The 14,117-nt window shown below is 44.5% G+C and carries 12 protein-coding genes; all 12 read left to right on the top strand.

Going from position 1 to position 14,117, the window contains the following annotated elements; genetic code table 11:
* The first annotated feature begins 30 nt into the window (after positions 1 to 30).
* The 12 genes from CXB77_RS12610 to CXB77_RS12555 are packed head-to-tail and all read left to right on the top strand — an operon-like array spanning position 31 to position 14,082.
* The gene (locus CXB77_RS12610; RefSeq protein WP_105074198.1) at positions 31 to 1,500 is read left to right on the top strand and encodes a hypothetical protein; all 1,470 of its coding nucleotides are present in this window, start codon (positions 31 to 33) and stop codon (positions 1,498 to 1,500) included.
* A 36-nt stretch (positions 1,501 to 1,536) separates the two neighbouring features.
* Positions 1,537 to 3,225: a hypothetical protein gene (locus tag CXB77_RS12605; RefSeq protein ID WP_105074197.1), complete on the top strand. Its 1,689-nt coding sequence runs from the start codon at positions 1,537 to 1,539 to the stop codon at positions 3,223 to 3,225.
* Between the two features lie 14 nt (positions 3,226 to 3,239).
* A complete protein-coding gene (locus CXB77_RS12600) occupies positions 3,240 to 4,205 on the top strand; it encodes an N-acetylmuramoyl-L-alanine amidase (protein ID WP_146108815.1) in 966 nt (321 codons plus the stop codon).
* A 23-nt stretch (positions 4,206 to 4,228) separates the two neighbouring features.
* Positions 4,229 to 4,834: a TerD family protein gene (locus CXB77_RS12595; protein WP_105074195.1), complete on the top strand. Its 606-nt coding sequence runs from the start codon at positions 4,229 to 4,231 to the stop codon at positions 4,832 to 4,834.
* A gap of 37 nt (positions 4,835 to 4,871) precedes the next feature.
* A complete protein-coding gene (locus tag CXB77_RS12590) occupies positions 4,872 to 5,510 on the top strand; it encodes a vWA domain-containing protein (RefSeq protein ID WP_105074194.1) in 639 nt (212 codons plus the stop codon).
* A gap of 11 nt (positions 5,511 to 5,521) precedes the next feature.
* Positions 5,522 to 6,163, top strand: coding sequence for a TerD family protein (locus CXB77_RS12585; RefSeq protein WP_105074193.1), 642 nt, complete (start codon positions 5,522 to 5,524; stop codon positions 6,161 to 6,163).
* Between the two features lie 32 nt (positions 6,164 to 6,195).
* The gene (locus CXB77_RS12580) at positions 6,196 to 6,837 is read left to right on the top strand and encodes a vWA domain-containing protein (protein WP_197711057.1); all 642 of its coding nucleotides are present in this window, start codon (positions 6,196 to 6,198) and stop codon (positions 6,835 to 6,837) included.
* A 47-nt stretch (positions 6,838 to 6,884) separates the two neighbouring features.
* Positions 6,885 to 7,937 (top strand): TerY-C metal binding domain-containing protein, encoded by a 1,053-nt coding sequence (locus tag CXB77_RS12575; RefSeq protein ID WP_105074192.1) that lies wholly within the window; start codon positions 6,885 to 6,887, stop codon positions 7,935 to 7,937.
* A 2-nt stretch (positions 7,938 to 7,939) separates the two neighbouring features.
* Positions 7,940 to 9,574, top strand: a complete 1,635-nt coding sequence (locus CXB77_RS12570; RefSeq protein ID WP_105074191.1) for a PP2C family serine/threonine-protein phosphatase — start codon at positions 7,940 to 7,942, stop codon at positions 9,572 to 9,574.
* 12 nt (positions 9,575 to 9,586) lie between these two features.
* On the top strand, positions 9,587 to 11,086 hold the full coding sequence (locus tag CXB77_RS12565) for a helix-hairpin-helix domain-containing protein (RefSeq protein WP_105074190.1): 1,500 nt from the start codon (positions 9,587 to 9,589) through the stop codon (positions 11,084 to 11,086).
* Positions 11,087 to 11,099: 13 nt separating this feature from the next.
* The gene (locus CXB77_RS12560; protein WP_105074189.1) at positions 11,100 to 12,065 is read left to right on the top strand and encodes a DUF58 domain-containing protein; all 966 of its coding nucleotides are present in this window, start codon (positions 11,100 to 11,102) and stop codon (positions 12,063 to 12,065) included.
* Entirely contained in the window at positions 12,058 to 14,082 is a 2,025-nt protein-coding gene (locus CXB77_RS12555; RefSeq protein WP_105074188.1) for a transglutaminase TgpA family protein, read from the top strand. Before CXB77_RS12560 ends, CXB77_RS12555 begins: the two co-directional genes overlap by 8 nt.
* The last annotated feature ends 35 nt before the right edge of the window (positions 14,083 to 14,117 follow it).

Raw genomic sequence — 14,117 nt, 5'->3', positions numbered from 1 at the left:
AATTAACTCTGTTCAACGGAAATAAATTCAATGACTGAAACAAAATCAGAACAAATTGATTTGTTGTTAAATTCTTTTGCAGATGCATCATCACTTAATGAACGATTAGCAGCACTTACGGAGCTGATTAAAAAACGCAGTTTACATGCTGTGCGAGATGATCCGCGTCTAACATCAGGACTGAATGATTTAACGCAATTAGCCACTAACCCACAGACACCAGATGATTGTCTTCGATCAGTTGCAGCATTAGCACGCATTGGAAACGTCAAATCGCTCAGAAATAATATTACTAAACGGCTGTTACAGGTACTTGAAAAGCCACTCCCTGCACTTTCAATTCTAAAAGACCCAGAAGACCGCTATTACATTGCGACTGCACTACAATACTCAACCCAAAATTGGATTATTAGTTATGCTGCAACTGGCATCATTGAAGAAAAACAAGGTGAAAAATTACGTCAAGAGCTAGGCGCTGTTCTATTCAAAAAAGCAACCACACTTGCTCAGATATTTCACTTGTTAGCAATATCTCTTCAGCAGTTTAAACCGGATACGAAAAACCCTGGGGATGCAGTCGTTAAACGTTTAGAACGTATTTTTGCAGCAATTCGACCTCAAGCGGTATCGGTGTTAATTGAACCTAGTTTAGATGCAGGTCAATACTTACAAAATATGCTACGCGCTGCTTTCGCTGGAGCTAATCCACCCGAAACGCAGGAAATCGCTAAAAAAGCTGTTGAAGATATTGCCGGATTTGTTCACGACATCGCTCGAACACAGATTTCTTTAGTCACTGAATCGTCATTATACGCTGCAATCGATACGCCAAAAAGTTGGTTTTTGTTACCGGAATGGCATTACATTGCAGAAAAATCTACGAATCTCCAACTGGTTAAACGTGATATTCGAGATGCTTTAATGCTGCTCGCAAAACAAGGCGTTATGGATGACAACTTATTTGAGCAGCTAGTTAAAATATCAGGATCACGTGAAGCAGCTGTTAGAGTGACATCAACTATTGTTGAAAGTCATCCTGAACTAAATACTGAAATTTGCAACTGGCTTAAAGGAAAACGCAATTTAAAACGTCGAGAAGTGTTTAGTGGAATAGAAGAAAGTCAGGTACTTTCTGCTGATCCAGTGTTGGCTACGCTAATCATCGACAATCATCAACTTAATAATGCTTTAGTTAATATATCAGACGATATTCTAGCAGAACTGCGTTTGTTAGAACCAACGCTAATAAAACCATTAGACAGTTTAATTGCTCGCTGTCACGCTGTTCTCAATGATGTCAATGCTTTAGCAACTAAACGCGGTTTAGCTATGCAAGGACTACCTGGTGATCGCGTTGATTATACTCAAGCGGCGCATGAGCTCGTTGGTGGACATGTTCAAGGAGTACGTCAAGTTAAAATCATTCAGCCGATGATTGTGCGTGAGAATGCTGATGGAAATTTGAATATCGTAAGAAAAGCCCTTGTTGAAAAAGTCTAGTTATTAAAAATTCGCAAATTTTATTTGGGAGATGTCATGGAAAACGCAACAGCATTAGTTTTTGTAGAAAATTTAATTGAACGTCTTGAACGTGATGCAATAACTGGAAAGCTAAAACTTGATGGTGTTGTTTCGGAAAAGGAGCATCAAGCATTGCAGTTTGCGGTGAAAATACTAAATAGTCTTCAACCTGACCGACCACAGATATTGCTAAAAGATACCGTGCCTACTGAAACAACAAATTTGAAACCAGTTTTAACCCCTATCCTTCCTAACCTCAACTCAATTGGAATTGATCGACCAGAAAGCCCAGATATTTTGCTGTGTTTAGATTTTGGAACAGCGATGTCTAAAGCCTTTGCAACAGATGAAACAGATGACAATCTTGTAGATTTAAAAATTGGTCAAGAAGCTGGTCAATCTGAACCTATCTATTCACTGATTTCATCAATTTTTATTACAGATAGTGGGCGTATCTTGTTTGGGCATCGAGCTGTATCAGAAAGCACACATGCTGATACAATAAACAGAAAGAGATTTGATTCCATTAAAGATATTTTGTGCAAGGATGTCATGTGTGATTTAGATGAAGCGCCTTTAGAAACTGCTTATAACCCAACAAATATCGCTTTAACTAAAGGCGATATGGTGACTTTATTTCTTGCTTATTTTACTGACATGGCTACTTCTCAGTTACAAGCCAATGGTTATAGTCGATATGTTAGTCGTCGTTTTACTCGACCCGTATTACCACCAGACCGAGGATCATGGGCTGAGAATCAACTACGCGCACTGATGGTGCGTGCTCAAATACTGGCTGACACCCTACATGGTGGATGGCATAACGGGATTGATGTGAAGACAGCTAAACAGGTGTTAACAGATATTCGTAATTTAGAAGTACTGCCAACTTATTTAATCGATAGTGGAGTAATTGAACCAGTCGCAGCCGTCGGAAGCCGATTTCGCTCGTTTCAGTGTAAGCAAAATTTCCGCAGACTGCTAATGGTTATAGACGTTGGTGCAGGTACAATTGATTACGCATTGTTCGCGGAAGTCCATGAAATGAATTCACCAATTAAAATTTGGGAAATCCCTGGATCAGTACAAGTATTACGACAAGCTGGTGATATGGTAGATAAATTATTACGAAGCTATATTCTAAAAAAAGCTAATGTTGTTTCTAGTGACAACGATTTTTTAATGATTGATGCAGATTTATCACTCAGAATTAGACAACTAAAAGAACAATTGTTCTGCGAAAGTAAAGTAAATTTTTCTTTAACTAACGATCAACTAGGTCAAATAAATCTTAGTGAATTTATTGAACAACCCGCTGTGAAAGAATTTGAAAAATTAATTCACGAAAAATTTTTTAAATGCCTCACTAGTGTACATAAAAGCTGGGTTGAAGGGCTTGGAAATGGGGAGCTAGCTGTGGTATTTACAGGTGGCGGCGCTACATTGCCAATGATTCGCAGTATTGAAAAAAAGAGTCCACTTGTTCACGATAGGCAACTTCAAATTCGAGCCTCTGTTCCAGTTCCACTTTGGGTTAAAAATGATTATCCTGAATTATCCAATGAATTTCTTCAGCTTGCTGTTGCTATTGGCGGTGCATCGCGGAGTATCCCAATTTTAGCACCAAAACAGTTTTCAGAATTTAAAGGACTGAATGAAAGTGAGAGCAACTGGTCAATACCGCCAGTTTATAAAGGTATTTGAAACGAAAACCAACGATGTTCGTTATTTTTGTTAAATTATTACAGTACACTACAATAGCGTCAATTTTAATGCTGTTGTTCGCCGATGTTTCAGCAACAGTAAAAGATATTCCAGTAACCGGAAATGTGCGGAAAGCATCTATAAAACAAATTGTCATTCATGCGACTGGCGGACCAGATTGTAATCCAGCACAACGCTTTCAAAGCGGCGATCTCGATAGTATCGTTGCTCATTTTTTACGAAATAAAAAGCACATTAGTATTCACTATATTATTGATCGCAATGGCGATTTAGTTCGCATGGTTCCAGAATCTCAGGTTGCTTATCATGTGCGCAGTCATAATATGAATTCAATTGGTATTGAACTTATCAATCATGGTGATGGTCAAGACCCGTTTCCAGAACCACAAATTGTGACATTGATTACTTTATTACGCGATATGTTAATGCGTTATCGATTGACTGTTTCTGATCTTAAATCTCATTCTGAACTAGATAATTCTTACTTGACTTGCAGAAAGATAAAAATTAAACGTAAATCAGACCCCGGCGCTGCCTTTCCATGGCAACGCTTGATGCGTGAATTAACACAAAATACCGTTGATTCAACAGTTGCACAATACAATGCAAAAATTGACGCACTGCAAAAACTGCTGCGCCAATGGACACAACAAGAACATCGTGTTCGCACTCATTTAAGCGCAGTTTTAAACGATCAACGCGATGCTGAAATTGCGCTAAACTGGAACAAGCAAACATCATACAATACGCAAACAATCGCTTTAGAAAATGAACAACGTGATTTGCGTATGGCATCTATTCAAGAAACAATAGATCAACTCAAACAGCGTGAAACTGAGTTGAGTTTAGAAATTCAGGGATTTATTCAGGTAAAAATGAATGCTAAAACTGTGCTGCGGCAGTTGCGCATTCAGGTTCATGATGCTTTAACTAAAAATAAGAAGCAGTTTGGTTTTTAGTTCGCTGTTTTAGGAGATTAATTATGGCTGTTGCTCTGAAAAAAGGCGCAAATCTTTCATTATCAAAAACTGATCCGTGTTTACGGCAGATTTTGGTGGGACTTGGTTGGGAAGCACGGGCAACCGATGGCGATGATTTCGATCTTGATGCCAGTGCTTTTTTGCTTACGGAAACCGGTAAAGTTCGTCGTGATGGTGATTTTGTTTTTTATAACCAATTAGTTTCTTCATGCAGTTCAGTGGAACACACCGGTGATAATCGCATCGGTGCCGGAGAAGGTGATGATGAAGCAATTAAAATTGATCTTGAACAAGTGTCAGAAGACATCGTTCGTATTGTAATTTGCGTCACTATTTATGATGCTGAAGAACGTTATCAAAGTTTTGGTCAGGTATCCAATGCGTTTATTCGTATTGTGAATTTAAATGCGCTTGATTCACAAGGTCAATTGCGCACGGATGCTGAGATTGCTCGTTTTGATTTATCCGAGGACTACAGTACCGAAACAGCAATGATTTTTGGTGAAATTTATCGGCATCGTGGTGATTGGAAATTCAAAGCGGTTGGTCAGGGTTTTAAGGATGGTTTAGCAGCATTATGTCGTCAATTTGGTGTTGTAGTAGTTTGAAATTATTGGTATTCAATTATTTTATAGGCTTTGTAATATGCGTAGATTACCCGTTTATTTAGTGCTCGATACCTCTGGTTCTATGAGTGGTGAACCCATTGAAGCAGTAAAGAATGGTGTGCAATTATTGGTATCGACATTACGCCAAGACCCTTATGCGTTGGAGACAGCGTGTTTATCCGTGATTACTTTTGATAGCACTGCGCGCCAAGTGATTCCGCTCAGTGAATTAGCGAGTTTCCAGACGCCTAATTTAGTCGCTACCGGTATCACTGCATTTGGAGCAGCACTGGCACTATTAGCCGAACGAATTGAAGCGGAAGTTGCGAAAACAACTGCTGATGCAAAAGGTGATTGGAAGCCGCTGGTGTTTATTATGACTGATGGCTCACCAACTGATGATTGGCGACGCGGTTTTGACAAATTAAAACAGGTACGCACTGGAATGGTGATTGCGTGTGCCGCAGGTCAAAGTGCAGAAACTGCGATATTGAAACAAATCACAGAAATTGTGGTTGCACTCGATACTGCTGATGCCAGCACCATTAAAGCGTTTTTCAAATGGGTTTCTGCATCGGTTTCAACTGGCAGTCAAAAAGTCGATCAGGGGCGTAAAGAAGTCACCGGATTGGATGATTTACCGCCACCTCCACCAGAAGTTAATTTGGTACTTTGAGGTTTTCAAGTATGGGAATTTCATTAAAAAAAGGTCAAGGCGTTAGCCTTAAAAAGACCGAACACGATTTATCAAAAGTCACTATTGGTTTAGGCTGGGATATTAATTCAGTTAAGACTGGATTATTCACTAGCTTACTCGGTAAAACGACACCCGATTATGATTTAGATGTTGCGGCTTTTCTTTGTGAAGCTGATGGTAAAGTGCATAATCTTGGGCGTGATTCCAATGGCAAAGCAACTTTAATTGACAGCGATGTGATCTTTTTTAACAACTTATGTCACCGCTCTGGCTGTCTATGGCTTACCGGCGATAACCGCACTGGATCAGGCGACGGCGATGATGAACAAATCATCGTCAAACTAAATGATTTACCTGCGCAATACACCAGAGTTGTTTTTGTGGTGCAAATTTATCAAGGCATTAAAAACAATCAAAGTTTTGCTGGTGTAAATAATGCGTTTATTCGTGCAGTAGACGCAAGAAAGCAGGAAATGGTGCGATTTAATTTGTCCGGCGGCGCATACAATGATACCTGTCGTTCATTGCTATTCGCTGAACTCATTCGTGAATCAAACGGATGGACATTTAATGCCATTGGTACTGCATCTACATCAGACAATTTTGTGGATTGGCTTAAACAATACGTTTAGGTCTCAATAACTGCCAATTTCGGGGCATTCACATGAGCTTGCGCCGTCTTCCTGTTTACATTCTGCTTGATACTTCTGGTTCAATGCGTGGCGAACCAATTTATTCCGTTAATGTCGGCTTGCAAGCAATGCTTAGTGCATTGCGGCAAGACCCCTATGCTTTAGAAAGCGTTCACTTATCAATTATCACCTTTGATATTGCAGCGCGTGAATATCTACCATTAACTCCGCTAGCGGATGTGCAAATTGATGAGATTCAGGTTCCCGATGCTGGCGCAACTTTTTTAGGCGCAGCACTGGAGTTATTAATTGCACGTTTAGATCGTGATATTAAAAAAAGTACAGCAGATACTAAAGGTGATTGGCGTCCATTATTATTTGTAATGACTGACGGAAGTCCATCTGATTTATATGCGTTTCGCCAAGCAATTCCCAAATTAAAACGGCGCAATTTAGCATCCATTGTTGCTTGTGCTGCGGGCCCGAAAGCGAAAGAAGATGTATTGCGTGAACTCACTGATCGCGTGGTCATGCTCGATACAATGGATGCCGCCACCTTTTCAGGGTTTTTTAAATGGGTATCAGCCAGCGTGGCCGCTGGTTCGAGCAGTGCGGGAATCAATGATGCGGTTGCACTACCACCGCCGCCGCCAGAAGTTCAATTGGTACTTTAATACTGTTAAAGCACCAAATAATTGATCTTATTTATTTGGAGTAACCGATGCGTAGACTTCCTGTATTTTTTGTTTTGGACTGTTCAGAATCAATGGTTGGCGATTCATTAAAGCAAATGGAAGAAGGAATGCAGGCCATCATTCGCACTTTGCGCACTGATCCTCATGCTTTAGAAACGGTTTATCTTTCCGTAATTGCCTTTGCCGGACTCGCTAAAACAATTGTTCCTTTAATTGAAGTTTTTTCGTTTTATCCGCCGAAATTACCGCTTGGTAGCGGCACCAGTTTGGGCGCAGCATTGACGGTATTGATGAATGAAATAGATCGCTCTGTTGTCAAAACCACGCCAGAGCAAAAAGGGGATTGGAAGCCTTTAATTTATTTATTCACCGATGGTCATCCGACTGATGATCCGGGCTCGATGATTGCGCGGTGGAATGCGCATTATTCACGACGCGCCACCGTGATCGCAGTTGGTTTAGGCGGTGATGTTGATTTTTCGATATTGCGGCAGTTGACTGAGCATGTCATTCGTTTTGAGCCAACAAAACTCGGTGATTTTACGCAATTTATTAATTGGATTAGTGCTTCGGTCGTTGCGCAGAGTAAAAGCGTAGGTGAAGGAATTGAAAACGATTCATTGCCAACACTTGATTCATCGTTTATGCAGTTAATTAAAACGCCGCCGCAGAATCTTGCTGACACGCATTGCGTGACTTTAATCGGGCGTTGTCAAAATACGCGCAAACCGTATCTCATTAAATACGAAAACGAACTGAAAAATGTCGCCAATCTTGATTTTAAGATTGCCGTGCCGATGTATCGTTTAACCGGTTGTTATCCGCTGGGTGAGGATTATTTTGATTGGTCAGATGCGCGTACGATTGAATTAAAAGTAAATACAGCAAATTTAGTCGGTGCGCCAGGTTGTCCATATTGTGGCAATATCACGGCTTTTGCGGTATGCGGCTGCGGCAAGCTGTTGTGTATTAACGAACCAGGTGAAGCAACTTGCCCTTGGTGCGATCAAAAAGTGATTTTTCAACCGCATTCTGGGAATGAAAATCATGGATTTGATGTTGGTCGTAGCAGAGGTTAATTATGGCGACACGTCGTAAACCAATTTCAGAACAAGCGCGTAAAAAATTGGAACTTCAATCTCAAGCGTTAATTTTAGGATTGTTTTATCCGAATCAGCGACCTTTTTTTGAGGAAAGAGATTACTCAAATGATGAACTAGAATCCTTCATTAAATCGAACGATGTTTATAAAGAAACACTGCGATTTGTAATTGCATTGAAGGAAATTTGGAAAACGCAAAATCCTGATAGTCCTCCTCTTGTTCCATTGCCTGTATTGCCGCCAAAAATTCATGATGTGAATGCACAAACCGTCACGCTACCTATTCAGGAATCTGCGATGAATGTTGAGGAAACAATTCCGCCAGAATTGCTCGCGCCGACTGAGCAGATGATTACACCTGAACCCGAACCAATTACTGCGCCAATACCGATTCAACCCGGGCAAACGCCACCCGCTAATACGCCGCCGCGCTTGCCGTCTGCGCCCGTGCCAAATGTGCGGTTTATGCTGCCCAACGCCAAGGTTGGCGTGGCTTACCGCGCTCGCCTGGAAGGGCAAACTGCTGAAGGCACGGTGCAGATTATGGAGCTGCGGCTGCCGGACGATCTCGGTCTCCATTTTGACACCGAGCATGTTGAATTACATGGAATTCCCACGCTGGCGGGTGAACATCCGTTGCGGGTGCTGTGGACGCTCGACCGCCGCGAACGTTATTCGAGTGAATGCGTGTTGATCGTCAATCCAGACCCGAAAACGCTGTGGCAAGTGAAGGAGCCAGCCGCTGATGCGCCCTATCCCAAAGCGCACACCGAACAGCAGGCGCTCACTGGCTTTGGATTTCGCATTGCGGCTGCGAGTCGGCGCGGGCGTTCGCATGAACACAACGGAACTTTCCGTGATGATGATTTCGTTATCAGATTGATTCCTAACACGAATTGGTCGCTGCTACTGGTTGCCGACGGCGCAGGAAGTGCCAGCGTTTCCCGCGAAGGCTCGCGGCTGGCAGTGACCGCAGCGAGTGAATTATTAACGCAGGAACTGTCTGCAACCACCGGCGCAAAACTCACTGAAGCATTAAATTATTGGGACAGCGATCCTAATGCAAAACAAACGATTGCTAGCGAATGTCATTATTTATTTCATCGCGTGGCAACGCGAGCAGTGGAAGCCATTGAACGAGAAGCACGTCAACACAATACCGAAACCCGCAATTACGCAACGACACTACTTGCAGCAATCGTTAATCGGCATGGCAATGACACTTTTTTAGCAACTTTTTGGATGGGTGACGGTGCAATTGCTGCGTATGGACCACGCGGTAAAGTGCGTTTAATGGGTACACCAGACGGCGGTGAATTTGCCGGGCAAACGCGCTTTTTAGATCGTGCCGCATTAAGTGATCAAGGCTTTGCAAAACGCATTAATATGGGTCGATTTACAGATTTAACCGCAATTCTTTTAATGACCGATGGAGTATCTGATCCGCGTTTTGAAACGGATCGCGGCTTAACGGAAGCGAGCAACTGGGATGCGTTATGGGATGAATTACAACCCATATTAAATACCGTAAATCCCGCACCAGCGTTATGCGATTGGTTGCATTTTTTCACTGCCGGACATCACGATGACCGGACTTTAGCCGTGCTTTGGTGAGTGATTGCATACATGTCAAAAACCATTACCTGCACCACCCGTGACGGTCAATCCATTGCCTTTGTCGATGACATCATTGGCTCTGGCGCAATGAAAGATGTGTATTTTTCACCGGACCGTTCTTATGTCGTCGCATTTTATAAAACGCCACAAGATTATCAAGCGCAGGAACGGTTACAAATGATTGTCGGCAAATACCGTGAGAGCATTTTTAATCAAATTGGCGGCGATTATTGGCAGCATTTATTTTGCTGGCCAAGTGCGATTTTGGAATATGAAGGACGGTTAGGCTTGATTGCGCCGACCTATGCGGCGCATTTCTTTTTTGAGCATGGTTCAAAAAATAATGACATGCTCAGTATTAAAGGCAAAGAAAAAGAGGGCAAATGGTTTGCTGCGGCTAATTTACGCCAACGGTTTGTTGATCCGCGTGAATTAGGCAATTGGTTAAATCATTTAAAAGTTTGTTTATTGCTGGCGCGAGCAGTGCGGCGTTTACACATGGCAGGACTGGCGCATTCGGATTTATCGTATAAAAACGTATTGGTTGATCCATCACGCGGATTTGCTTGTGTCATTGATGTAGATGGATTAGTGGTGCCGGGTAAATATCCGCCTGATGTCGTAGGAACGCCAGATTTTATTGCGCCAGAAGTAGTCAGCACCAGCCATTTGCCAAAAGACGATCCCAATCGCAAATTACCTCGCCGTGAAACTGATTTACATGCGCTGGCGGTATTGATTTATATGTATCTACTTTATCGTCATCCATTGCGCGGCAAAAAGGTGCATGATGTCACTGATGAATTGCGCGATGAACAGCTTTCAATGGGTGAACGGGCATTATTTGTTGAGCATCCTACTGATGCCAGCAATCGCATTAACGCCGCAAAAGCAAAACCAACTGAATTGCCGTGGGCAGACACTGACAAATTAGCGTATACGCTCACCGGTCCGTATTTATCGCCACTATTTCGTCAAGCATTTATTACTGGTTTACACGATCCTGCGCAGCGTCCATCAGCCAATGATTGGGAAACCGCGCTCGTAAAAACCGTCGATTTACTCCAGCCCTGTCAAAATCCACAATGCGAACAACAATGGTATGTTTTTGATAATTCAACGCAGCCCTGTTGCCCGTTTTGTGGAACACCATTTCGCGGCAAATTACCAATTCTCAATCTGTATTCATCGCGCAAAGAAGGGCAATTTCGCCCAGATAATCATCGGTTGATGGTCTGGACGGGACAATCATTATTTTGGTGGCATGTCAATACGCAGATTGCGCCGAATGAAAAGCTCACCGAAACGCACAAGCAGCGCGTCGGTTATTTCATTTATCACGCCGAACGCTGGTGGTTAGTAAACGAACGGCTGCCTGATTTATTGGATGTGAATACAAAAACATCAATTCCCGTCGGCGGCAAATTAGAATTGAAAGACGGTCAGCAAATTCTATTAGCAAAAGGCGATGGCGGACGGCTTGTGGTCGTGCAAATGGTTGAATCATAATTTTTTATTGCGTATGAATAACCGCATCAGCAGCACCATACAACGCTATTTTCATAATTGGCTGCGCCGCGTTCCCATTGGTAATGACGGCATCGCTCGTATTTGGGCGAGGCAGATTTATATTTTGCCGACTTCGGGCGGGTTAATGTTCGGCGCAGTTGTGATGCTAATGTTGCTGGGATCGTTAAATTATCAGAACAATCTCGGACTTTTATTTACCTTTTTTCTGGTCGCTATTGGTCTGCTTGCCATGCACCATGCGTGGTTTAATTTATTAAAATTAGCAGTACAGGTGCGCGGTGGATCGCCAGTATTTGTCGGCGAATTGGCGACTATTGCCATCACAGTTCGCGCCGAGCAGCCGCGAGCGCATTACGATATTCGGTTGTGGCATGAACGACACAGTACTGCGCCAGTGCACATTCCACGCGGCGATCAACGCCAAATCACGCTCGGCATTCCGGCAACGCGACGCGGTTTGCTGCATGTCACTGAATTAATGGTAGAAACTCGTCATCCGCTGCATCTGTTCCGCGCTTGGTCTTACCTCATTTGCGACGCGACTACGCTGATTTATCCACAACCTGCGCCGCACGCGCCCGATCCCGATCAAGACAGTGGTGTGGCGCAAAGTCCACAGCGCACCACTCGCGTCGGCGCAGATGATTATCTCGGTTCGCGTCCGTATCGCCCCGGCGATTCACCGCGACACATTGATTGGAAAGCATTTGCTCGGGAACGCGGGCTGGTGGTTAAGCAATTTGGCGGCGAAACGGGGCAAACGTTGTGGCTTGATTGGTCACAATTGACTGCGCCCGATCCCGAAATTCGCCTGAGTGTGTTGACGCGCCAAGTGCTCGATGCCAGCGCCAGCGGGGTGCAATTTGGGTTGCGGCTGCCCAACGTGATTGAGCAACCGGGCGCAGGTGCGGCGCAGATGCAGCGGTGTCTCACCCATTTGGCACTGTTCCATGTTTAATAAACCGCTGATTTCATTCACTAAAGAAAAACTGCCAGCCCCTGCTGAAGTGCCGGATGCAGCGCAGGTGCTCGCGGTGACGTTGCTGGTGAGCGCGACCACTGCGCCGTTGTTGCCGTATTTGCATTGGCAAATCAACGTTTTTTTGCTGTTGTTATTGACAGTGCGCTTAATAGGCTGGCATTGGCCGCACACGCTACCTAAAACATGGCTGCGCGTATTATTGACGTTAACCGGCGTTGCCAATTGCTTTTATGCGAATCATACGCTGGTTGGATTGGATGGAGGCGCAGCATTATTTTCGACCATGTTCGCGCTCAAATTACTCGAACTGAATACGAAACGCGATCTGCGTTTAGTCGCCATTCTCATTGGATTTTTAATTGTTATTCAATTCCTCTTTGATCAAGCATTATCACGCGCAATTTATCTCAGCGTGATGGTGTTTTTTGCGGTGGCACTATTGGCTGATTTGAATAGTGATTTAGGCGACCACAATCGCTGGCGCGGCGCATTGCGTATTGCAAGTAATTTGGCGCTGCAAGCACTGCCATTAACCCTTATTTTATTCGTGTTATTTCCGCGTTTAACTGCGCCGCTATGGAATTTAGGATTAGATTCTGGGCAAGCGATGACCGGCATTTCCGATAGCATGGAGCCGGGTGCAATTAGTGATTTGGCAGTGAGCGGCGAATTGGCTTTTCGCGTGCGCTTTACGGGCGCACCGCCGCCAGCATCGCAGCGGTATTGGCGCGGACCGGTGTTGTGGGAAATGGACGGACGCCGCTGGTCGGCAGCGCAGATCGCTGCGCCAGTGCCAGCCCGTTTGGAAACGGTCGCAGATGTCATTGATTATGAAATCGTTTTAGAGCCAACCCAGCAAAAATGGCTGTTCGCGCTGGATGTGCCGCTCAACGCGCCAGCGGACGCAGTGCGCAATGCTGATTTACAACTGCTTTCAAAACAACCACTTACCGCACTGAAACGCTATTCGGTGCGGTCGGCGCTGACTTACCAAACTGCGCCGGCGACCGCGACGCAACGGTCACGAGCGCTGCAATTGCCGCGCAATCTCACGCCGCGAATGCGCGAATTGGTGACGGATTGGCGCAGTCGTGCGGTCGATGATTGGGCGCTGGTGCAAGAGGCGTTGGCGTTTTTTCATCGGGAATCGTTTTATTACACGCTGCAGCCGCCGCGCCTCGGCGCAAATCCGACCGATGCGTTTTTATTTGAGACAAAACAAGGGTTTTGCGAACATTACGCCAGCGCCTTTGCACTGTTAATGCGCATCGGCGGTGTGCCAGCGCGAGTGGTGCTCGGCTATCTCGGCGGCGAACCGAATCGGTTAAGCGGACATTGGTCGGTGTGGCAATCCGACGCGCACGCTTGGACAGAAGTATTCATTGACGGGCGCGGCTGGGTGCGCGTTGATCCGACAGCAGCAATTGATCCGACGCGAATAGACAATAGCGGCGCGACGCGCTTACTCGGCGCAGGTCAATCAGTGCGTTTCAATTTGGATCAAGCGAGTATATTGGCACAATTAGCACGAAATTTTCGATTATTTGGCGATACGGTAAATGCCGCGTGGCAGAATTGGGTATTAGATTTTTCAGCAGCAGATCAATTGGCGCTATTGGATCAATTGGGCTTTGGTGCATTGCGGGAATACGGATTGGCGGTGTTAATGATCATTGCGGTGTCATTGACGTTGGGTGTTATCATGCTGGCGCTGGTGCGTGAGCGCGTTAAATATGATCCGCTTGAACAGTGTTATCGCCAATTTTGTCAACGTTTAGCGCGGATTGGATTAGCGCGGCAGCATCACGAAGGCCCACAACATTTCGGGCAACGTATTATTAAACAGCGCCCAGATTTAATGGTTGCAGTGAAGCGTTTTCTGGCGGTGTATATTCCGGCGCGGTTTGGTGTTCAAGCGGATGATGACGCTGTGAATCAATTAAAAACGTTATTACGACGTTTCCATCCGCGAAGACGTCGATTTCCCAAGTGAAATAAAGCCCCCTTTGAGAAAAGAGGGCTGGAGAT

Origin of the sequence: Chromatium okenii, assembly GCF_002958735.1 — a bacterium.
Lineage (GTDB): Bacteria > Pseudomonadota > Gammaproteobacteria > Chromatiales > Chromatiaceae > Chromatium > Chromatium okenii_A.
Note: the sequence above shows the minus strand (reverse complement) of the source record. Positions and strands in the feature narration are given on the sequence as shown.